The organism is Pseudomonas sp. NPDC087336, from assembly GCF_044744285.1.
Taxonomy (GTDB): domain Bacteria; phylum Pseudomonadota; class Gammaproteobacteria; order Pseudomonadales; family Pseudomonadaceae; genus Aquipseudomonas.
The window spans coordinates 1-20724 of record NZ_JBIUYA010000054.1 but is presented as its reverse complement, the minus strand read 5'-3'; the positions used below and the strand labels follow the sequence as shown (position 1 = coordinate 20724).

General features: G+C 59.3%; 18 protein-coding genes and 1 pseudogene. All 19 read right to left on the bottom strand.

The annotated features are described in order from the left end of the window. Positions 1 to 209, bottom strand: a pseudogene (gene pyrG / locus ACIO0C_RS30065) (CTP synthetase); the annotation flags it as partial. A 274-nt stretch (positions 210 to 483) separates the two neighbouring features. Beyond that, the gene (gene tilS, locus ACIO0C_RS30060; RefSeq protein WP_401317970.1) at positions 484 to 1812 is read right to left on the bottom strand and encodes a tRNA lysidine(34) synthetase TilS; all 1329 of its coding nucleotides are present in this window, start codon (positions 1810 to 1812) and stop codon (positions 484 to 486) included. Positions 1813 to 1960: 148 nt separating this feature from the next. After that, entirely contained in the window at positions 1961 to 2908 is a 948-nt protein-coding gene (locus tag ACIO0C_RS30055) for an acetyl-CoA carboxylase carboxyltransferase subunit alpha (RefSeq protein WP_008057327.1), read from the bottom strand. A gap of 140 nt (positions 2909 to 3048) precedes the next feature. Continuing rightward, positions 3049 to 6570, bottom strand: a complete 3522-nt coding sequence (gene dnaE / locus ACIO0C_RS30050; RefSeq protein ID WP_401317968.1) for a DNA polymerase III subunit alpha — start codon at positions 6568 to 6570, stop codon at positions 3049 to 3051. Between the two features lie 77 nt (positions 6571 to 6647). Then, positions 6648 to 7274 (bottom strand): ribonuclease HII, encoded by a 627-nt coding sequence (rnhB, locus tag ACIO0C_RS30045; RefSeq protein WP_401317973.1) that lies wholly within the window; start codon positions 7272 to 7274, stop codon positions 6648 to 6650. A gap of 11 nt (positions 7275 to 7285) precedes the next feature. Then, the gene (gene lpxB / locus ACIO0C_RS30040) at positions 7286 to 8416 is read right to left on the bottom strand and encodes a lipid-A-disaccharide synthase (RefSeq protein WP_401317965.1); all 1131 of its coding nucleotides are present in this window, start codon (positions 8414 to 8416) and stop codon (positions 7286 to 7288) included. A gap of 2 nt (positions 8417 to 8418) precedes the next feature. Beyond that, positions 8419 to 9195, bottom strand: coding sequence for an acyl-ACP--UDP-N-acetylglucosamine O-acyltransferase (lpxA, locus tag ACIO0C_RS30035; protein WP_180203254.1), 777 nt, complete (start codon positions 9193 to 9195; stop codon positions 8419 to 8421). Beyond that, positions 9192 to 9632: a 3-hydroxyacyl-ACP dehydratase FabZ gene (gene fabZ, locus ACIO0C_RS30030; protein ID WP_007940511.1), complete on the bottom strand. Its 441-nt coding sequence runs from the start codon at positions 9630 to 9632 to the stop codon at positions 9192 to 9194. Before fabZ ends, lpxA begins: the two co-directional genes overlap by 4 nt. 108 nt (positions 9633 to 9740) lie before the next feature. Continuing rightward, positions 9741 to 10796 (bottom strand): UDP-3-O-(3-hydroxymyristoyl)glucosamine N-acyltransferase, encoded by a 1056-nt coding sequence (gene lpxD / locus ACIO0C_RS30025; RefSeq protein WP_401317960.1) that lies wholly within the window; start codon positions 10794 to 10796, stop codon positions 9741 to 9743. Between the two features lie 3 nt (positions 10797 to 10799). Next, the gene (locus ACIO0C_RS30020) at positions 10800 to 11303 is read right to left on the bottom strand and encodes an OmpH family outer membrane protein (RefSeq protein WP_008057318.1); all 504 of its coding nucleotides are present in this window, start codon (positions 11301 to 11303) and stop codon (positions 10800 to 10802) included. 45 nt (positions 11304 to 11348) lie between these two features. Beyond that, entirely contained in the window at positions 11349 to 13724 is a 2376-nt protein-coding gene (gene bamA, locus ACIO0C_RS30015) for an outer membrane protein assembly factor BamA (protein WP_020799861.1), read from the bottom strand. Between the two features lie 74 nt (positions 13725 to 13798). Next, entirely contained in the window at positions 13799 to 15151 is a 1353-nt protein-coding gene (rseP, locus tag ACIO0C_RS30010; protein WP_401317956.1) for an RIP metalloprotease RseP, read from the bottom strand. 54 nt (positions 15152 to 15205) lie between these two features. Further along, complete coding sequence (ispC, locus tag ACIO0C_RS30005; protein ID WP_401317953.1) at positions 15206 to 16396, bottom strand: 1-deoxy-D-xylulose-5-phosphate reductoisomerase; 1191 nt, start codon at positions 16394 to 16396, stop codon at positions 15206 to 15208. Further along, on the bottom strand, positions 16393 to 17199 hold the full coding sequence (locus ACIO0C_RS30000) for a phosphatidate cytidylyltransferase (protein ID WP_008057311.1): 807 nt from the start codon (positions 17197 to 17199) through the stop codon (positions 16393 to 16395). The genes ispC and ACIO0C_RS30000 overlap by 4 nt, the downstream gene beginning before the upstream one ends. Then, positions 17199 to 17954 (bottom strand): polyprenyl diphosphate synthase, encoded by a 756-nt coding sequence (gene uppS / locus ACIO0C_RS29995; RefSeq protein WP_401317950.1) that lies wholly within the window; start codon positions 17952 to 17954, stop codon positions 17199 to 17201. Before uppS ends, ACIO0C_RS30000 begins: the two co-directional genes overlap by 1 nt. Before the next feature lie 13 nt (positions 17955 to 17967). Continuing rightward, positions 17968 to 18525, bottom strand: coding sequence for a ribosome recycling factor (gene frr, locus ACIO0C_RS29990; RefSeq protein ID WP_008057309.1), 558 nt, complete (start codon positions 18523 to 18525; stop codon positions 17968 to 17970). Beyond that, positions 18522 to 19265, bottom strand: a complete 744-nt coding sequence (gene pyrH, locus ACIO0C_RS29985; RefSeq protein ID WP_003222124.1) for a UMP kinase — start codon at positions 19263 to 19265, stop codon at positions 18522 to 18524. The genes frr and pyrH overlap by 4 nt, the downstream gene beginning before the upstream one ends. A gap of 209 nt (positions 19266 to 19474) precedes the next feature. Continuing rightward, positions 19475 to 20338: a translation elongation factor Ts gene (tsf, locus tag ACIO0C_RS29980; RefSeq protein WP_008057308.1), complete on the bottom strand. Its 864-nt coding sequence runs from the start codon at positions 20336 to 20338 to the stop codon at positions 19475 to 19477. Between the two features lie 190 nt (positions 20339 to 20528). Beyond that, a partial coding sequence (locus tag ACIO0C_RS29975) for a 30S ribosomal protein S2 (RefSeq protein WP_401317946.1) occupies positions 20529 to 20724 on the bottom strand: 196 nt, incomplete at its 5' end.

Here is a 20724-nt window from a genome sequence, read left to right as displayed (position 1 = left end):
AGGTCGGTCTCGGCGCCGTCGTGGGTGACGAACACTTCACCGTGCTGGAACGGGCTCATGGTGCCCGGGTCGACGTTGATGTACGGGTCCAGCTTCAGCATGGTGACCTTAAGTCCCCGCGCCTCCAGGATGGCCGCCAATGATGCCGATGCAATGCCTTTCCCCAATGAAGAAACAACACCGCCCGTGACGAATATGTAGCGCGTCATGAAAAACCCTAGAAGTCTGCGTTAAAGCGGTCCGAGCCGCCGGGGAAAGCGAAGGAAGGCCGAAGCCCCCGATCACCTGCATTAATCACAGTGCACCTTTCAAAAAAACCGCCGCGTTGGGACAGACCGGAAAATGAAACACCGGTTCGTTGCTCGCTACACATTTTTTGGAATCGCCCAGCAAAGACTGCTTGGTAATCGGCAACTCCTGCAATTCAGGCGAATCCACAGAAGTTGTATCAAGAAGGGAGCGTAGTCTACCGGAAAGCCCCTTTCAGCTCAAACCTTGATCTTCGCCTGGTGGTTGCCAATGTAAATGCCAGTCTCCTTGCGCACTGCCGTCCAACCCCGGCAGGTTCGCCACCGCCAGCAATTGCTCGCCCTTGTACAGCAGCGGCAATCTGCCGCGCACGAACAGCGGCACCGCGCTTTCATTGAGCAAACGCTTGAGGTCACGATGCCCACGGCCCGGCAGTTCCATCACCTCGCCTCCCTCACGATAGCGGATCTGCAGCGTACCGGCGGGGATTTGCCCACTGAGCGTGAGTACGCCGTTGTCGGGCAACGCCAGTGGTTGCGCGGGTTCAAGCCATGTCTGAGGTGCTGGGGTCGCACGCAACCAGGCACCGGATAACCACCAGATACGCCCACCCGCCCGATGCAGTTCGCCATCGGCCAGGCGCCAGATCGGCCGGGCGTCGCCGGTGGCGTCGCGTAAATTGACCCAACCCGACCAATGGTCACTATCCGGCAGTCGGGTCAGGGGTTCGAGCCAATGGCTGAGCGCATTGCGCTGGCGAGCGGCGGAGAGTTTTTCCAGGGTGGCCAGCTCCAGCGACGACAGGCCCAACCAATCGAAATCACTTGGCGTGTTCGCCTGGCTCAAGTCGATTTGCGCAAGTTCATCAAGCAGTACCTGCGCCTCACTGAGATGCGTGGCGCTGCGAGCCATGGTCGCCATCGCCTGCGGCCAGCGCGCAGTCAATGCCGGGAACACCTGATGACGCAGGTAATTGCGTGAGAACTGCCGATCCTGATTGGAAGGATCCTCGATCCAGCTCAGCTTGTGTTCCGATGCATGGGCCTCAAGCTCGGCGCGCGTAACATCGAGCATGGGCCGTAGCAGATGCCCTTTACCCAGCGGGCGCTGGCGTGGCATCCCTGACAGCCCCCTTACGCCGGCCCCACGCAACAGGCGAAACAGCAAGGTTTCCGCCTGATCATCACGGTGCTGTGCCGTCAGCAGCACTTCATTGGCCTGGATGGCCTCACTGAACGCCGCATAACGCGCATCACGGGCGGCCCGCTCAAGGCTGGCGCCGGGCTGCACCTGGACGCGAATGACCTGTAACGGCACTCCCAGCGACTCACACATCGCCCGACAATGCTCCGGCCACGCGTCGGCCACAGCCTGAAGGCCGTGATGGACATGGATGGCGCTCAGCACTGGCAGGGATTGGGTTTTTGCGAGATGTGCGAGCAGGTGCAGCAGGACGGTGGAATCGAGGCCACCGGAGAAGGCGATGTGCCAGGTTGGGGCATTGCGCCAGGGCGCAAGATTCAGCAGAAGCCTGGCAGACAGATCAATCTTTGGCTGGCTCATATTGATCACTTTACACAAATCAATGTGGGAGCGGGCTTGCCCGCGAAGGCGGCGGAACAGTCAACAAATTCGTTGAATGTTACATCGCTTTCGCGGGCAAGCCCGCTCCCACAGTGGTTTCTATTGTCAGCCGGGAAACGGCGTCAGATCAGAGACCGTAGCTCATCAGACGCTCGTAACGACGGTCCAGCAGCGCCTTGTGGTCGAGCTTCTTGAGCATCGCCAGTTGCGTGCTCAGCTCGGCTCGGATCGAGGCAGCCGCAGCCGCCGGATCACGGTGCGCGCCACCCAGGGGCTCGCCGATCACTTTGTCCACGATGCCCAGGCCTTTGAGGCGCTCGGCGGTGATGCCCATGGCTTCAGCGGCGTCCGGGGCTTTCTCGGCGGTTTTCCACAGGATCGATGCGCAACCTTCCGGCGAGATCACCGCGTAGGTCGAGTACTGCAGCATGTTCAGCTGATCGCAAACGCCAATCGCCAGTGCACCACCGGAACCACCTTCACCGATCACGGTGGCGATGATTGGGGTTTTCAGGCGAGCCATCACGCGCAGGTTCCAGGCAATCGCTTCGCTCTGGTTGCGCTCTTCCGCGTCGATGCCCGGGTAAGCGCCCGGGGTGTCGATGAAGGTCAGGATCGGCATCTTGAAACGCTCGGCCATTTCCATCAGGCGGCAGGCCTTGCGGTAGCCTTCTGGACGCGGCATGCCGAAGTTGCGGCGAACTTTTTCGCGTACTTCGCGGCCTTTCTGGTGACCGATCACCATCACAGGCTGGTCCTCCAGACGGGCAATACCACCGACGATGGCGGCGTCGTCGGAGAAGTGACGGTCACCATGCAGCTCATCGAACTCGGTGAAGATGTGTTCGATGTAGTCCAGGGTATATGGACGCTTCGGGTGACGCGCCAGACGCGCGATCTGCCAGCTGGTCAGCTTGCCGAAGATGTCTTCGGTCAACGTGCTGCTCTTGTCCTGCAGGCGGGAGATCTCATCGCCGATATTCAGCGAATTGTCATTACCGACCAAGCGCAACTCTTCGATCTTGGCTTGCAGGTCGGCGATCGGCTGTTCGAAATCCAGAAAATTCGGGTTCATAGGCGTCCGTCTTGGGTCGGCGTCCAAGGGAGCTTGGGCCGGCCGGTTGTCTATTCGCGCCCTACCATAAGGGACAGGCGCGTTCAGGTCGAGATTAAAAATTCTGCTCAAGCCCAGGGTTGCGTAATGTCACCCTGACCTTAACGGTATTGGAGGAAGACGTTGTCTCGCCCGAACTGGTCACGCAGGGCTTGAATCAACGCATCCGCCGGGTCGATTCGCCAGCCTTCGCCGAACTGCAGCAAGGCTTTCGCATCGGGACTGGTGTAGTCCATGGTGATCGGGCACGCACCGCGGTGACGCTTCAACAGTTCACCCAGCCAGCGTAGCTGATCGCCCTTGAGATCCTTGGCATGCAGCTTCAGGCGCAGGCTTTCGGCCAGGTTGGTGCGCGCATCTTCCATGCTCATCACCCGCTTGACCCGCAACCGCAGGCCGCCGGAGAAGTCGTCGTTGCTGACTTCGCCTTCGACCACCACCATCGCGTCGGTCTGCAACAGCGATTGCGCGGAATGGAACGCATCGGCGAAGAGCGACGCTTCGATCCGCCCCGAACGGTCGTCGAGGGTGATGAAGCCCATCTTGTCGCCCTTTTTGTTCTTCATCACCCGCAGGGCGATGATCATGCCGGCAACGGTCTGGGTGTCCCGCGCCGGCTTCAGGTCGATGATGCGCTGACGGGCGAAACGGCGGATTTCGCCTTCGTATTCGTCGATCGGGTGACCGGTGAGGTACAGCCCCAGGGTGTCTTTCTCGCCCTTGAGCCGCTCCTTTAGGGTCAGCTCCTTGGCTTTGCGGTGATTGGCGTAGACGTCGGCGTCTTCTTCCACGAACAGCCCGCCAAACAGGTCGGCATGGCCGCTGTCATGGGTGCGAGCGGTTTGCTCGGCGGCTTTGATCGCCTCTTCCATCGCGGTCAGCAAGACTGCGCGGTTGCGGTCGATATTGGCCTGGTAGGCTTTGGCTTCGTCGTGGAAATACGGCCCCAGGCGATCCAGCGCACCGCTGCGGATCAAGCCGTCGAGGGTGCGTTTGTTGATGCGCTTGAGGTCGACCCGGGCGCAAAAATCGAACAGATCCTTGAACGGACCGTCCAGCCGCGCTTCGGTGATCGCCTCCACCGGCCCCTCGCCCACACCCTTGATCGCGCCCAGGCCGTAGATGATCCGGCCTTCGTCGTTCACCGTGAACTTGAACTCGGACGTGTTCACGTCCGGCGCGTCGAGACGCAGCTTCATCGTGCGCACTTCTTCGATCAAGGTCACGACCTTGTCGGTGTTGTGCATGTCCGCCGAGAGTACCGCGGCCATGAACGGCGCCGGATAGTGCGCCTTCAGCCACGCGGTCTGGTACGACACCAGGCCGTAAGCCGCGGAGTGGGATTTGTTGAAGCCATAACCGGCGAATTTTTCTACCAGGTCGAAGATGTTACCGGCGAGGTCGGCATCGATGTTATTGGTGGCGCAACCTTCGATGAAACCGCCGCGCTGCTTGGCCATTTCCTCGGGCTTTTTCTTACCCATCGCCCGACGCAGCATGTCCGCACCGCCGAGGGTGTAGCCAGCCATGACCTGGGCAATCTGCATCACCTGTTCCTGATACAGGATGATGCCGTAAGTCGGGGCCAACACCGGTTTGAGGCCTTCGTACTGGTAGTCCGAGTGCGGATACGCCAGCTCGGCGCGACCGTGCTTACGGTTGATGAAGTCGTCCACCATGCCCGATTGCAGCGGGCCCGGACGGAACAGTGCCACCAGTGCGATCAAGTCTTCCAGGCAGTCGGGCTTGAGCTTTTTGATCAGCTCCTTCATGCCGCGCGATTCAAGCTGGAACACCGCGGTGGTTTCGGCTTTCTGCAGCAAGGTATAAGTCGGTTTGTCATCCAGCGGGATGAACGCGATGTCCAGCGGCGGTTCGTTGACCTTGGCGCGGTCGCGGTTGATGGTTTTCAGCGCCCAGTCGATGATCGTCAGGGTCCGCAGGCCGAGGAAGTCGAACTTCACCAGGCCGGCCGCCTCGACGTCGTCCTTGTCGAACTGGGTTACCAGGCCATCGCCGGCTTCGTCGCAATAGATCGGCGAGAAGTCAGTCAGTTTGGTCGGCGCGATCACCACACCACCGGCGTGCTTGCCGACGTTACGCACAACGCCCTCAAGCTTGCGGGCCATCTCCCAGATTTCCGCCGCCTCTTCATCGACCTTGATGAAGTCACGCAGGATTTCTTCCTGTTCGTAGGCCTTTTCCAGGGTCATGCCGACTTCGAACGGGATCATCTTCGACAGACGATCCGCCAGGCCGTAGGACTTGCCCTGCACCCGCGCCACGTCGCGCACCACCGCTTTCGCCGCCATGGAACCGAAGGTGATGATCTGGCTTACCGCGTTGCGGCCGTATTTCTCGGCCACGTAGTCGATCACCCGATCCCGACCGTCCATGCAGAAGTCAACGTCGAAGTCGGGCATGGAGACCCGTTCCGGGTTAAGGAAACGTTCGAACAGCAGGTCGTATTCCAGCGGGTCAAGGTCGGTGATCTTCTGCACGTAGGCCACCAGCGATCCGGCACCCGACCCTCGGCCAGGACCAACCGGCACGCCGTTGTTCTTGGCCCACTGGATAAAGTCCATCACGATCAGGAAGTAACCGGGGAAGCCCATCTGGATGATGATATCCAGTTCGAAATTCAGTCGGTCGACATAGACCTGTCGCTTGGCTTCATAGTCTTCGGTGGTGTCCTTGGGCAGCAGGACGGAAAGTCGCTCTTCCAGGCCATCGAAGGACACCTTGCGGAAGTATTCGTCGATGGTCATGCCATCGGGGATCGGGAAGTTGGGCAGGAAGTGCGTGCCCAGCTTGACTTCAATGTTGCAGCGCTTGGCGATCTCGACGGTGTTTTCCAACGCCTCGGGAATATCGCTGAACAGCTCGGCCATTTCCTCGGCACTTTTGAGGTACTGCTGATCGCTGTAGTTCTTCGAACGTCGCGGGTCATCGAGGGCCCGGCCTTCGCCGATGCACACGCGGGTTTCGTGGGCGGCGAAATCTTCCTGCTTGATGAAGCGCACGTCGTTGGTGGCAACCAGCGGTGCGCCGATTTTCTCGGCCAGCGCCACGGCGCCGTGCAGTTGCTCTTCATCGTTGGGGCGGTTGGTGCGCTGGATTTCCAGGTAGAAACGATCCGGGAAAACCGCCATCCATTCACGCGCCAGGTTTTCCGCTTCATCCGGGTTGCCGCTGAGCATGGCCTGGCCGATTTCACCCTCTTTGGCCGCAGACAGCATGATCAGGCCGTCGCTGGCTTCGGCCACCCATTCGCGCTCGACGATGATCGAGCCGTTGCGCTGACCGTCGATGAAACCGCGAGAGATCAATTCGGTGAGATTGCGATATCCCGCGGCATTCATTACCAGCAGGCTGATCCGGCTCAGTGGGTTGTCCGGATCCTTGTTCGACAGCCACAGGTCGGCGCCGCAGATCGGCTTGATCCCGGCACCCATGGCGTTTTTATAGAATTTGACCAGGGAACACATGTTGTTCTGGTCAGTGACCGCTACGGCAGGCATGTTCATGCCGACCAGGGTCTTGACCAGCGGCTTGATCCGCACCAGACCGTCGACCAGGGAGTATTCAGTGTGCAGGCGCAGGTGAACGAATGAAGCCGGCATAGTGATCCTGTCTGTGAACGTAAAGACAACAAGGCCCGGATTGTACCGGGCCTTGGTAGAAAAAATCAGCCTTGCGACTAACTCTCGATGAGTGCTTCGCGCGCTTCATAAGCGAGGCGTACCGGGGCAAACGAGCGCCGGTGAATCGGCGTCGGGCCCAAGCGTGCCAGCGCTTCCAGATGAACGGGCGTCGGGTAGCCTTTGTGTCCGCCGATGCCGTAACCGGGGTAGATCAATTCGAAAGCAGCCATTTCACGGTCACGACTGACCTTGGCCAGGATCGATGCCGCGGCGATGGCTGGCACCTTGCTATCGCCCTTGACCACCGCTTCGGAGCGCATCGGCAATTTCGGGCAACGGTTGCCGTCAATCATCGCCAGTTTCGGCTGGACATGCAGCCCGGCGACCGCGCGCTGCATGGCCAGCATGGTGGCGTGAAGGATGTTCAGCTCGTCGATTTCTTCGACTTCCGCGCGGGCAATGCACCAGCTCAGGGCTTTTTCGCAGATTTCGTCGAAGAGCTTCTCGCGGCGGGCCTCGGTGAGTTTCTTCGAGTCGTTGAGCCCGAGGATCGGACGGTTCGGATCAAGAATCACCGCAGCCGTGACCACCGCGCCACAGAGCGGTCCGCGACCGACTTCATCGACTCCGGCTACCAATTCTTCAACCTGGGCGACCAAGGTGAAATCCAGCCCCATCTGCATACTTTTTTTACTCATTTTACCGGGTCGATCAGGTTCAGCACTGCATCCGCAGCCTGATTGGAGGCATCCAGACGAAGTGTCCGGTGAATTTCATCAAAACCACGGGTTTGCTCTTCGCCACCCTCGATCAGCGGCGACAGGGTTTGGGCCAGCGCTTCTACCGTGGCATCGTCCTGCAACAACTCGGGCACCAACAGGCGCTGGGCCAGCAGGTTCGGCAAGGACACGTAGGGGCTTTTCACCATACGCTTGAGAATCCAGAACGTCAGCGGTGCCAGGCGATAGGCGACCACCATCGGCCGCTTGTACAACAGGGCTTCAAGCGTTGCTGTACCGGAGGCAATCAGCACGGCATTGCATGCCGCCAACGCCAGATGGGACTTGCCGTCGAGCAAGGTCAGCGGCAAATCGCGACCGGCCAACAGCTCTTCCAGCTGCGCCCGGCGCTGTGGGTTGGCGCAAGGCACTACAAACCGCACACCGGGGCGCATTGCCCGTAGGCGCTGGGCCGTATCGAGAAACAAGGCACCGAGACGACCGACTTCGCCGCCACGACTGCCAGGCATCAGCGCAACCAACGGCCCGTCAGGCAATCCCAGCTCGGCCCGCGCAGCAGCACGGTCGGCTTCCAGCGGAATGGCATCGGCCAAGGTATGCCCGACAAACCGCACCGGCACGCCTTTCTCTTCGTAGAATTTCGCTTCGAACGGGAACAGCGTGAGCATCAGGTCGCAACCTTCGCGAATCTTCAGCACGCGCTTCTGCCGCCACGCCCAGACCGACGGGCTGACGTAATGCACGGTCTTGATCCCGGCCTGACGCAGCTTGAGTTCGATATTGAGGTTGAAGTCCGGGGCGTCGATACCGATGAATACGTCCGGCTTCGCGGCGATCAGGTCGGCCACCAGCTTTTTGCGGCGCGCCAGCAATTCACGCAAGCGGCCCAGCACTTCCACCAGGCCCATGACCGACAGGCGTTCCATGGGAAAATAGGACGTCAGGCCCTCGGCCTGCATCAATGGGCCGCCAACGCCGATGAACTCGACCGCCGGATGGCGCGCCTTGAGCGCACGCATCAGACCCGCGCCCAGAATGTCGCCGGAAGCCTCGCCCGCCACCAGCGCAATACGCATATTGGCCATGATTAGCGGGTGATGCCGCGGGTCGAGGACTGTATGGAATCGCGGAATACCGCCACTTCAGGGAACTGGGCAGAGGATTCGGCCAATTCGGCGAGCGCCTGCTCAACCGTCAGCCCCTGGCGATAGACCACCTTGTAGGCACGACGCAGGGCGTGGATCGCGTCTTCGCTGAAACCGCGACGGCGCATGCCTTCGAAGTTCATGCTGCGGGCTTCGGCCGGATTGCCGAACACCGTGACATAGGCCGGGACGTCCTTGCCAATGGCGGTACCCATGCCGGAAAAGCTGTGGGCGCCGATGTGGCAATACTGGTGAACCAGGGTGAAACCGGACAGGATCGCCCAGTCTTCGACATGCACATGGCCGGCCAGCGCCGTGTTGTTGACCAGGATGCAGTGGTTGCCGATGACACTGTCGTGACCGATGTGGGCGTAGGCCATGATCAAGTTGTGATCGCCCAGGGTCGTTTCCGAACGATCCTGAATGGTCCCACGATGAATCGTCACGCCTTCGCGGATGACGTTGTGGTCACCGATCACCAGGCGGGTTTCCTCGCCTTTGTATTTCAGATCGGGCGTGTCCTCACCTACCGAGGAAAACTGGTAGATACGGTTGTGCTTCCCGATTCGGGTCGGGCCTTTGAGAATAACGTGTGGCCCGATTACCGTGCCCTCGCCGATTTCCACACCTGCGCCGACGATCGACCACGGGCCGACCTCGACACCGTCAGCCAGGACGGCTGTCGGATCGATGATTGCGCGAGGGTCGATCAAACTCATAGTTTGCGTTCCGCGCAGATGATTTCAGCAGAGCAGACCGGCTTGCCATCGACCGAAGCCTGGCACTCGAATTTCCAGATCTGACGCTTGCAGCTGATGAACTTGGCTTCAAGGATCAACTGATCGCCCGGCAGTACAGGCTGGCGGAAGCGCAGCTTGTCGGAGCCGACGAAGTAATAAAGAGTGCCATCGGCCGGTTTCACGTCGAGCATTTTGAAACCAAGGATCCCGGCAGCCTGAGCCATCGCCTCGATGATCAGTACGCCCGGCATGATTGGATGCGCAGGAAAGTGACCATTGAAGAACGGTTCGTTGATGCTGACATTCTTGTAGGCGCGAATGCGCTTGCCTTCCACGTCCAGATCCACGACCCGGTCCACCAGCAGGAACGGGTAACGGTGAGGCAGGTATTCGCGAATCTCGTTGATGTCCATCATTTCGGGGGGAAGCCTATGTAAAGATTGGGAGCGCGCGACTGACGCACACTCCGCTAGCAAATCAAGGACGCAGTCTAGCGGCTGTGCACACTTGATATGGAAATGGTATCAGCCATCTGATGAAGCATTACCGCCAGGGGTCACTTCCCCTGCTTGCTTTTCCAGCTGTCGCAGACGCCGCGCGATGTCATCGAGCTGACGAATACGTGCCGCGCTTTTGCGCCATTCGGCGGCTGGCTGCATCGCCGTACCGGAGGAATAGGCACCAGGCTCGGTGATTGAGTGAGTCACCATGGTCATCCCGGTGATGAAAACGTTGTCGCAAATATCGATATGCCCCACCAGCCCTACGCCACCGGCGAGCATGCAATGCTTGCCGATCTTGGTGCTGCCGGAGATACCCACGCACGCCGCCATGGCGGTGTGATCACCTACCTGGACGTTGTGGGCGATCTGAATCTGGTTGTCGAGCTTCACGCCATTACCAATGATGGTATCGGCCAGCGCACCGCGGTCGATGGCGGTGTTCACGCCAATTTCCACATCGTCGCCCACCAGCACGCCACCGATCTGGGCGATTTTTTGCCAGATGCCTTTCTCGTTGGCAAAGCCAAAACCTTCACCACCAAGCACCGCACCGGACTGAATCACCACCCGCTTGCCGACGCGCACGTCGTGATACAGCGTGACGCGCGGGGCCAGCCAGCCACCCTCGCCAACGACGCTACGGGCACCGATGAAGCAATGCGCCCCCACGGTCGTACCGGCAGCAATATGCGCCCCGCTTTCGATGACCACAAATGCACCGATACTCGCCGCCGGGTCGACTACCGCATCCGCCGCAATCACAGCCGTCGGGTGCACACCGGCTACCGCCTTGGGCTTGGGATCGAACAGGTGGGAAATACGCGCGTACGCTGCGTAAGGATCAGGCACCACCAACGCATCGCCAGCAAAACCTTCGGCGTCAGCGGCCTTGAGCAACAGCCCTGCCGCCTGGCTGCCTGCCAGGTACTTGCGGTATTGGGGGTTTGCGAGAAAGCTCAACTGAGTTGGGCCAGCCTCCTGCAAGGTGGCTAGCCCAGTAATTGCTTTCTCCGGGTCGCCACGTAGCGTGGCGCCGAGGAACTCGGCCAACTGGCCGAGCTTAATGGTCACGGTCATGGATTACTTCAGCTGATTCATGCGCTCGATAACCTGGCGCGTGATGTCGTACTGAGGCTTGACATCAATCACTGCACCACGCTCGAAGACCAGGTCAAAAGCACCTTTCTTGATGACTTCTTCCACAGCGCTGTCCAGTTTCGGCTTGAGCTGCTTCAGCATTTCACGGTCGGCAACGGCTTTGGCTTCGTTCAGTTCCTTGGACTGGAACTGGAAGTCGCGAGCCTTTTGCTTGAACTCAAGCTCCAGACGCTCACGCTCGCCTTGCTGCATTTTGTCGCCACCGGCCATCAGGCGATCCTGGATGCCCTTGGCGCTGCTTTCCAGCGTCTTGAGCTTGCTCAGCTGTGGACCGAACTTCTTCTCGGCATCCACGGCGTATTTCTTGGCCGCATCCGACTCCAGCAGAGCCATCTGATAGTTCAGAACAGCGATTTTCATGTCGGCAAATGCCGGGCCTGCAACCAGTACGGAAGCCAGGAGAACCAATTGAGTCAACTTACGCACGATGCACTCCTACAAAATCCATTGTCGTTATCTTGGGGCAGACGCTTAGAACGTCTGGCCGAGGGAGAATTGGAACACTTGAGTTTCAGCGTCATCCGGTTTCTTGACTGGCATCGCCAGCGCAAAACTCAGAGGACCCAGTGCGGTAACCCAGGTCACACCCACACCGACGGAACTGGCCATATTGCTCAGACTGATGTCGTTGCACTTGGTGTTGGACTTCGTGCCATCAGCGTTGGTGGTATCAGAGCACGACGAATCGAATACGTTACCCACATCCCAGAATACCGAAGTGCGCAGGGAACGCTGATCCTTGACGAACGGCAGCGGGAACAGAACTTCCACACCACCCTGGATCAACACGTTACCACCGAACGGCAGCGGATCCTGGTCCGGGTCGAACGCAGTGCCAGGGTTCTTGCCGGTACTTGGCGTACTGCGAGGACCCAAGGTGCTGTCCTTGAAGCCACGAACCGAGTTGAAACCACCAGCATAGTAGTTTTCATAGAATGGCAAGCCATCGGTCGAACCGTAGCCATCGCCATAACCCAGTTCGGTATGCAGGCGCATGGTGTAGTTGTCGCTCAGAGGCTGGAACAACTGGCCGCGGTAGTCGAGCTTGAAGAACGACAGGTCGCTGCCCGGCGTCGTGGTTTCCAGCACGAGGCTCTGGGAATGGCCACGGGTCGCCAGTACGCCTTTGTTCAAGGTCGACTCGGACCAGCCGGCCGACGCCTTGAAGTTCAGGTACTTGTCGCCTTCCTTGTTAACGAAGTCGAAGATCTCGTCAACGGTATACACACCGGTCTTGATCTCGTCCTGCTGGGCCGTCAGGCCGAAGGTCAGGCGCGAAGTCTCGCTGATCGGGTAGCCGACGCTCACGCCTGCACCCAGGCTGTCCACGGCATAGCTGGCCACGTCGACGTCGAGGTCGTCATAGTCAGTTGTACGATAGAAGGCGTTGTAACCCAGGCTCACGCCATCGGCAGTCCAGTAGGGGTCGACATAACCGAAGTTGTAGCGACTCTGGTATTCACTGCGGGTCAAGCCGATGCTGACCTTGTTACCGGTACCCAGGAAGTTGTTCTGGGTGATCGAACCACCGAGGATCAGGCCCGCGCTCTGGGCGAAACCGACGCTGGCGGTAATCGAACCGGACGCCTGTTCTTCAACGCTGTAGTTGACGTCTACCTGGTCATCGACACCCGGTACGGCCGGGGTTTCAACGTTGACTTCCTTGAAAAAGCCCAGGCGCTCCAAGCGGGTCTTGGACTGGTCGATCAGGTAAGTCGACGCCCAGCCACCTTCCATCTGGCGCATTTCACGGCGCAGTACTTCGTCTTCCGACTTGGTGTTGCCACGGAAGTTGATGCGGTTCACGTAGGCGCGCTTGCCTGGATCGACAGCAAAAGTGATGTCTACGGTGTGGTCGTCATCGTGGGGCTGAGGTACGCCGTTGACGTTGGCGAAGGTGTAACCCTCGTTACCCAGGCGGCGGGTGATCAGCTCGGAGGTGGTGGTCATCAGCTTGCGCGAGAACACCTGGCCTTTCTGCACCAGCAGCAGGGACTTGACCTGGTCTTCAGGGACTTTCAGGTCGCCGCTGAGCTTCACGTCACGAACGGTGTACTTGTCACCCTCGTTGATGTTGACGGTGATGTAGACGTGCTTCTTGTCCGGGGTGATGGACACCTGGGTCGAAGCGATATCCATGTTGATGTAGCCGCGGTCCAGGTAGTAGGAACGCAGGCGCTCCAGGTCACCGGAGAGTTTTTCACGGGCGTACTTGTCATCGTTCTTGAAGAACGACAGCCAGTTGGTGGTCTTGAGTTCGAACAGGTCGATCAGGTCTTCATCAGGGAAGACCGTGTTGCCTACCACGTTGATGTGCTGGATAGCCGCAACGGTGCCTTCGTTGATATTGACCTTCAAGCCGACGCGGTTGCGCGGCTGCGGCACCACTTCGGTGTCGACGGTAGCCGAGTAGCGACCCTGGGCGACGTACTGGCGCTGCAGTTCGTTACGTACGCCTTCGAGGGTGGCGCGCTGGAAGATCTCGCCTTCAGCCAGACCGGATTGCTTGAGGCCCTTCATCAGGTCTTCTGTGGAGATCGCCTTGTTGCCTTCGATCTCGATACTGGCAACCGACGGCCGTTCGACTACCGTAATGACCAGGACGTTGCCATCGCGGCCCAGCTGGATATCTTGAAAGAACCCGGTTTTGAACAGCGCACGAGTGGATTCCACCAGGCGTCGATCATCCGCCTGTTCACCGACGTTCAACGGCAAAGCACCAAAGACGCTACCCGCGGAGACCCGCTGGAGGCCGTTGACGCGAATATCAGAGATAGTGAAGGACTCGGCGTGAACTTCGGCGATCATCAATACGGTGAGAACCGCAGTTAGCAGCAGACGTTTCATGAAGTCCTTTCTTATTCCAACTGGCAATAAACAAACTGCCGCAAAATGCGGCAGGTTCGCAATTCAGCGAAGCGTTACAGTCGACCCAGATCATTGACCAGAGCAAGCAACATCACCCCAATCACCAAACTGATGCCGATCTGTATCCCCCAACCTTGCACCCGATCCGACAAGGGACGACCACGCGCCCACTCGATCAGATAAAACAACAAATGCCCCCCATCCAGCACAGGAATGGGCAGCAAATTCAGAACCCCCAGGCTAATACTCAGATAAGCAAGGAAATTCAGGAAATCAGCGACGCCCGACTGGGCCGAAGCGCCCGCCACTTTAGCAATGGTTATCGGTCCACTCAAGTTTTTTACCGAGAGCTCACCGAACAACATTTTCTTCAGCGAATCGAGGGTCAGCAGGCTCATCGTCCAGGTGCGTCGAGCCCCCTCCCCCACGGCTGCCAACGGCCCGTAACTGACTTCGCGAATCATCTCCGGTGGCCAATCGACCGCTTTCACCCCCGCCCCAAGGTAACCTGTGGGAGCTTTGCTTTCGCCCCGGGCGGCCAACATGACCGGGACGTCGAGTTGAGCACCGTCACGCTCGACCCGCAGCATGATTTTGGTATCAGGACGCATACGGACCGTATCGACGACCTGTTGCCAGTCATCCACCGCCTTGCCATCGACCGCCAACAGCCGGTCACCGGTCTTCAGCCCAGCAGCCTTGGCCGGGCCTTTGGAATCCAGTTCAGCCAGTACCGGCGGCAATGCCGGGCGCCAGGGGCGGATACCCAGGGAACGAATCGGATCCGGCTCATCAGCGCCCTTGAGCCACTTGTCCAGCACCAGCTCACGAGGCGAATCCACCGTGGTTCCTTGCTCACGCACCAGCAATTGCAGGGAGCCGCTTTCGCCCAGGCGACGAACCAGTTGCAGATTGACCGCAGCCCAACCGGAAGTGGGTTCGCCGTCGATGGCAATGATTTCCTGGCCTGCGCCCAGGCCCGCCTTGGCAGCAAGGCTACCTGACTCGACAGCGCCGATAACCGGGCGGACTTGCTCGGTACCGAGCATCGCCAGCGCCCAGAAAAACACCATTGCCAACAAAAAGTTGGCAATCGGCCCTGCCGCCACGATCGCAATCCGCTGGCGCACCGATTTACGGTTGAAGGATTGATCGAGCTGATCAGCTGGCACTTCGCCTTCACGCTCGTCGAGCATTTTCACGTAGCCGCCCAACGGAATGGCAGCCACCACAAACTCAGTTCCCTGCTTGTCGTGCCAGCGCAGCAGCGGCATGCCAAAGCCTACGGAGAAACGCAGCACCTTGACCCCACAGCGACGCGCGACCCAGAAATGGCCGAACTCGTGGAAGGTAACCAGCACACCCAAAGCGACCAGGGTGCCGACAATCATATAGAGCGCGCTCATCTATTTTCTCCGCATTCCTAATCCAGTCCTGCATGGGCCGGCGCATTGCAACACTTACCGCCCGTGACGACTCAACCATTGCTCGGCCAGTACACGCGCCTTGGCGTCTGCCGTGAACACCGCTTCAAGATCACTCACTACAACCACAGGTTCGAGATTGAGTACTTCTTCGATGATACTCGCGATTTCCAGGTAACGAACCCGTCCGTCGAGAAAGGCCGCCACAGCAACTTCATTTGCCGCATTCAACATTGCCGGAGCGCTATTACCCGCCTCGGCTGCCTGACGGGCCAGGCGCAGGCACGGGAATCGATCTTCATCCGGCGCCTGGAAATCCAGGCGCGCGACGGCAAACAAGTCCAGCGGCGGCACGCCTGAGTCAATTCGCTCGGGCCACGCCAGCGCATTGGCAATCGGCGTTCGCATGTCCGGATTGCCCAACTGGGCCAATACCGAGCCATCGATGTAGTCGACCAGCGAATGAATCACACTTTGCGGGTGAATCACCACTTCAACCTGGGACGGCTTGGCATCGAACAGCCAACAGGCTTCGATCAATTCAAGCCCTTTATTCATCATGCTGGCCGAATCGACCGAGATCTTGCGCCCCATGGACCAATTAGGATGGGCACAGGCCTGCTCGGGCGAAACATGCGCCAGCTCGGCCATGGGTGTCTGCCGGAACGGACCACCAGAGGCGGTCAACAGGATCCGGCGCACGCCAACCGCTTCCAGGCCGCGGGAAAAATCCCGGGGCATGCACTGGAAAATCGCGTTGTGCTCACTGTCGATCGGCAGCAATACCGACCCGCTTTTGCGCACAGCCTGCATAAACAACGCGCCGGACATGACCAGCGCTTCCTTGTTGGCCAGGAGGATCTTCTTGCCGGCCTCGACGGCCGCCAGGGTCGGACGCAAGCCCGCCGCACCGACGATGGCCGCCATGACCGCATCGACCTCAGGGGCGGCAGCCACCTGGCACAACCCCTCCTCCCCCACCAGAACCCGAGTCGACAGACCGGCAGCGCGCAGGTCATCCTGCAAGCAGCGGGCAGCAGCGGGCTCAGGCACCACGGCAAACTGTGGGGCGTGACGCACGCACAGCGCCAGCAGCTCGCTCAGGCGGCTGAAACCGCTCAAGGCGAAGACTTGATAGCGCTCAGGGTGGCGGGCGATGACATCCAGGGTGCTCAAACCGATCGAGCCCGTGGCCCCCAGTACAGTTATCTGTTGAGGGCGGCTCACGGTGCAGCCATCCACAACAGCACCGCAAACACCGGGATCGCCGCGGTCAGGCTGTCGATGCGATCCAGCACTCCGCCATGACCCGGCAGCAGATTACTGCTGTCCTTGATCCCGGACTGGCGCTTGAACATGCTTTCGGTGAGATCACCCACCACCGAGACGAATACGATCAGCGCAGCGCCGATCAAGCCCTTGAACAATTGCGCCACCGTCCAGTCACGCACCAGGGCAACCAGGGTGGTGATCACCAGGCTCAAGGCCAGGCCGCCGTACACGCCTTCCCAACTTTTGCCCGGGCTGACCTGGGGCGCGAGCTTGCGCTTGCCGAAAGCACGCCCGGAAAAATAAGCACCGATATCGGCGCCCCAAACCAGCACCATCACCGCCATGATCAGCCAGTTACCCAGCGGGTACTGCTTGATCTGTACCAAGCCTTGCCAGGCCGGCAACAGGATCAACAGGCCGATCACCAGCTTGCAGGCGGCGCTCGCCCAATGCTCGCTGGAGCGTGGGTAGGTCAGCACCAGATAGGTCGCCACCGCCCACCACAACACCGAAGCACCCAATACCCATGGCGCAAGGCCCGGCAGGATGTACATGACGAACAACATCAATGCGACGACGGCGGCATAGCCGGCACGAAACGCTTGAGCAGTGAAACCGGCGAGGCGCGCCCACTCCCAGGCACCCAAGGTCACGACCAGGCCGATGAACAGCGCAAAAGCGGAACCCTCCAGCAGAAAAAACCCACACAGGGCAATCGGCAGCAGGATCAGCGCGGTGATGATTCGTTGTTTAAGCATTAAACCCGGGCTCCAGCCTCGACCTGCTCGCTCGTTTTACCGAAGCGGCGCTGGCGAGATGCGAAATCGGCCAGCGCATTGCGCATGGCATCGTGTTTGAAGTCCGGCCAGAACAGGTCGGAGAAGTACAACTCGGCGTAGGCCAGTTGCCACAGCAGGAAGTTACTGATGCGATGTTCGCCACCGGTACGGATGCACAAGTCCGGCAACGGCAGGTCGCCGGTGGCCAGACAGGTTTGCAGCAGCTCAGGGGTGATGTCTTCCGGCCGCAGATGCCCGGCCTGAACTTCACGCGCCAGGCGTTGTGCGGCTTGTGCGATATCCCACTGACCGCCGTAGTTGGCAGCGATCTGCAGGACGAAGCGATTGGCGCCGGCCGTCATGGCCTCGGCCTCACGCATGGCAGCCTGGAGTTCGGGGTGGAAGCGCGAGCGATCGCCAATGACGCGCAAGCTGATGTTGTTGTCGTTGAGGCGCTTGGCCTCTCGACGCAATGCCTTGAAGAACAGATCCATCAAGGCACTCACTTCATCGGCTGGACGTTGCCAGTTCTCACTGGAGAACGCGAACAGGGTCAACACCTCGACCCCCGCCTCGGCGCACACCTCGATGACCGCGCGCACCGCATCCACACCCGCTTTATGCCCGGCGACACCCGGCATAAAGCGTTTTTTCGCCCAGCGATTATTACCATCCATGATGATCGCGACATGGCGCGGCACCGTGGACGGTGCAACCTGCTTGGTCTTTTCCATGAAAACGCGACCCTTATACGGCCATCAGGTCTTTTTCTTTCTGCGCCAGGTTCGCATCGATTTGAGCCACGTACTTCTTGGTCAGATCATCGATTTCGCCAGTTGCGCGACGCTCTTCGTCTTCGCTGATTTCCTTTTCCTTGACCAGATCCTTGAGCTGGCTGTTGGCATCGCGACGGATGTTGCGCACGGCAACCCGGGCATCCTCAGCCACGTCACGCGCCTGCTTGGTGAAGCCCTTGCGGGTTTCCTCGGTCAGGGCCGGCATGGAGATCAGCAGCAACTCGCCCAGGTTGGTCGGGTTCAGGTTCAGGCCGGCACTGCCAATGGCCTTGTCCACAGCACCCAGCATGTTGCGCTCAAAGGCAACGACTTGCAGGGTACGGGCGTCCTTGACGGTGATGTTCGCCACTTGCTTGATCGGGGTATCGGCACCGTAGTACGGAACCATCACACCTTCCAGGATGCTTGGGTGCGCCTGGCCGGTACGGATACGACCGAAGTTGTGCGCCAGCGATTCCACGGACTTCTGCATGCGCTCTTGAGCGTCTTTCTTGATTTCGTTGATCATTGTTGGCCTTCCTCGATCAGGGTCCCTTCAGCGCCACCATGCACGATGTTCAGCAGGGCGCCGGGCTTGTTCATGTTAAAGACGCGCAACGGCATCTTGTGGTCGCGACACAGGCAAATGGCCGTCAGATCCATCACGCCCAGCTTGCGATCCAGTACTTCATCGTAGGTCAGATGATCGAACTTCTCGGCATGCGGGTCCTTGAATGGGTCAGCGGTGTAGACGCCATCGACCTTGGTTGCCTTGAGCACGACATCGGCGTCGATTTCAATTGCACGCAGGCAGGCAGCCGAGTCCGTAGTGAAGAACGGGTTACCGGTGCCGGCCGCGAAAATCACCACATCCTTGGAATTCAGGTGGCGCATGGCCTTGCGGCGATCGTAGTGATCGGTCACGCCGACCATGGAGATGGCCGACATCACGATGGCCGAGATATTGGCACGTTCCAGCGCATCGCGCATGGCCAAGGCGTTCATCACAGTGGCCAGCATGCCCATGTGGTCGCCCGTGACCCGGTCCATGCCGGCCTTGCTCAGCGCTTCGCCGCGGAACAGGTTGCCGCCACCGATCACCAGACCGACCTGGACACCGATGCCGACCAGTTGGCCGACTTCCAGCGCCATGCGATCCAGAACTTTCGGATCGATCCCGAACTCTTCCGAGCCCATCAGGGCCTCGCCGCTAAGCTTGAGTAGAATGCGTTTATAGCGAGCCTGATAACCACTGCCCTGCTGAGCCATTGCGAATCTCTCCTGCGGCGTATTTTAAAAATTCTTTGCGAGCTGTTTTCAGCTGGCGTTCACTCTAGCGTGACGCTGCTTCAGCGCCATCGGAACATGGCTTTGTAAGCCAGTTCCAAAAGGAAACCAATAAAAATTGGCAACCCATCTGAAAAGAGGCTGCGCGCGTGAGCGGGCAGCCTCTTCAGGGCGACAGTTAAAAAACCGTCTTATTGCTTGGCGGCAGCCAGCTGTGCAGCAACTTCTTCAGCGAAGTTGTCTACCGGCTTCTCGATGCCTTCGCCAACCTTGAAGTAGGTGAAGGAAACGATTTCAGCGCCGGCTTTCTTGGCCAGGGCGCCTACGGTGACTTCCGGGTTCATGACGAAAGCCTGCTCAACCAGGCTGGCTTCGGCCAGGAACTTGGTGATACGACCAGCAATCATCTTCTCGACGATTTCAGCTGGCTTGCCTTTCATCTTGTCTTCGTTCAAGGACAGGAAAACGCCCTTTTCACGCTCGATGGCTTCTGGCGAGACCTGCGATGGCAGCAGGAACTCAGGGTTGCTTGCAGCCACGTGCATGGCGATCTCTTTGGCCAGCTGAACATCGCCGCCCTTGAGAACAACAGCAACACCGATCTTGTTACCGTGCAGGTAAGTACCGACCACGTCACCTTCAACGCGAACCAGGCGACGGATGTTGACGTTTTCGCCAACTTTGGCCACCAGGGCTTCACGAGCCGATTCCTGAGCGGCGATCAGCGGAGCTGCGTCGGTCAGTTTTTCGGCGAAGGCTTTTTCTACGCTGGCAGCAACGAAGTTCTTGAAGTCGTCTTGCAGGGCCAGGAAGTCGGTCTGCGAGTTCACTTCCAGCAGTACGGCGGACTTGTCGTCAGCCTTGATGGCGATGGCGCCTTCAGCGGCAACGTTGCCCGCTTTCTTGGCAGCCTTGATGGCGCCCGAAGCACGCATGTCATCAATGGCTTTTTCGATGTCGCCGCCGGCCTTGGTCAAGGCCTTTTTGCAGTCCATCATGCCTTCGCCGGTACGCTCGCGAAGTTCTTTGACCAACGCTGCAGTAATCTCTGCCATTTCAAAATTCCTCTTGGATAGGTTATCAACCATTCCACCCGATCGAACGGGCGTTCAATTCTTCCCGAACCACCCTTGTTAGCTGCCGCACGTTACAGATAGAGCAGTGGGCGCCGACAAACGGTTTTCGAGGTGGCAAAAAGGGGGCCAAGCCCCCTTTTTGCTTACTGAGTCAACGCCAGGGCGTCAATTACTCAGCTGCAGCTGCCGGAGCTTCTTCAACGAAAACTTCGGTGCCGCCAGCAACGTTGTTGCGACCACGGATAACAGCGTCAGCCATCGAACCCATGTACAGCTGGATAGCGCGGATTGCGTCATCGTTGCCTGGGATGATGTAGTCAACGCCTTCCGGGCTGCTGTTGGTATCGACTACGCCGATCGCCGGG

Coding starts and splice junctions, on each gene's coding strand:
- tilS (WP_401317970.1), bottom strand. CDS start 1,812: ATGAGCCAGCCAAAGATTGATCTGTCTGCCAGGCTTCTGCTGAATCTT.
- ACIO0C_RS30055 (WP_008057327.1), bottom strand. CDS start 2,908: ATGAACCCGAATTTTCTGGATTTCGAACAGCCGATCGCCGACCTGCAA.
- dnaE (WP_401317968.1), bottom strand. CDS start 6,570: ATGCCGGCTTCATTCGTTCACCTGCGCCTGCACACTGAATACTCCCTG.
- rnhB (WP_401317973.1), bottom strand. CDS start 7,274: ATGCAGATGGGGCTGGATTTCACCTTGGTCGCCCAGGTTGAAGAATTG.
- lpxB (WP_401317965.1), bottom strand. CDS start 8,416: ATGGCCAATATGCGTATTGCGCTGGTGGCGGGCGAGGCTTCCGGCGAC.
- lpxA (WP_180203254.1), bottom strand. CDS start 9,195: ATGAGTTTGATCGACCCTCGCGCAATCATCGATCCGACAGCCGTCCTG.
- fabZ (WP_007940511.1), bottom strand. CDS start 9,632: ATGATGGACATCAACGAGATTCGCGAATACCTGCCTCACCGTTACCCG.
- lpxD (WP_401317960.1), bottom strand. CDS start 10,796: ATGACCGTGACCATTAAGCTCGGCCAGTTGGCCGAGTTCCTCGGCGCC.
- bamA (WP_020799861.1), bottom strand. CDS start 13,724: ATGAAACGTCTGCTGCTAACTGCGGTTCTCACCGTATTGATGATCGCC.
- rseP (WP_401317956.1), bottom strand. CDS start 15,151: ATGAGCGCGCTCTATATGATTGTCGGCACCCTGGTCGCTTTGGGTGTG.
- ACIO0C_RS30000 (WP_008057311.1), bottom strand. CDS start 17,199: ATGCTTAAACAACGAATCATCACCGCGCTGATCCTGCTGCCGATTGCC.
- uppS (WP_401317950.1), bottom strand. CDS start 17,954: ATGGAAAAGACCAAGCAGGTTGCACCGTCCACGGTGCCGCGCCATGTC.
- frr (WP_008057309.1), bottom strand. CDS start 18,525: ATGATCAACGAAATCAAGAAAGACGCTCAAGAGCGCATGCAGAAGTCC.
- pyrH (WP_003222124.1), bottom strand. CDS start 19,265: ATGGCTCAGCAGGGCAGTGGTTATCAGGCTCGCTATAAACGCATTCTA.
- tsf (WP_008057308.1), bottom strand. CDS start 20,338: ATGGCAGAGATTACTGCAGCGTTGGTCAAAGAACTTCGCGAGCGTACC.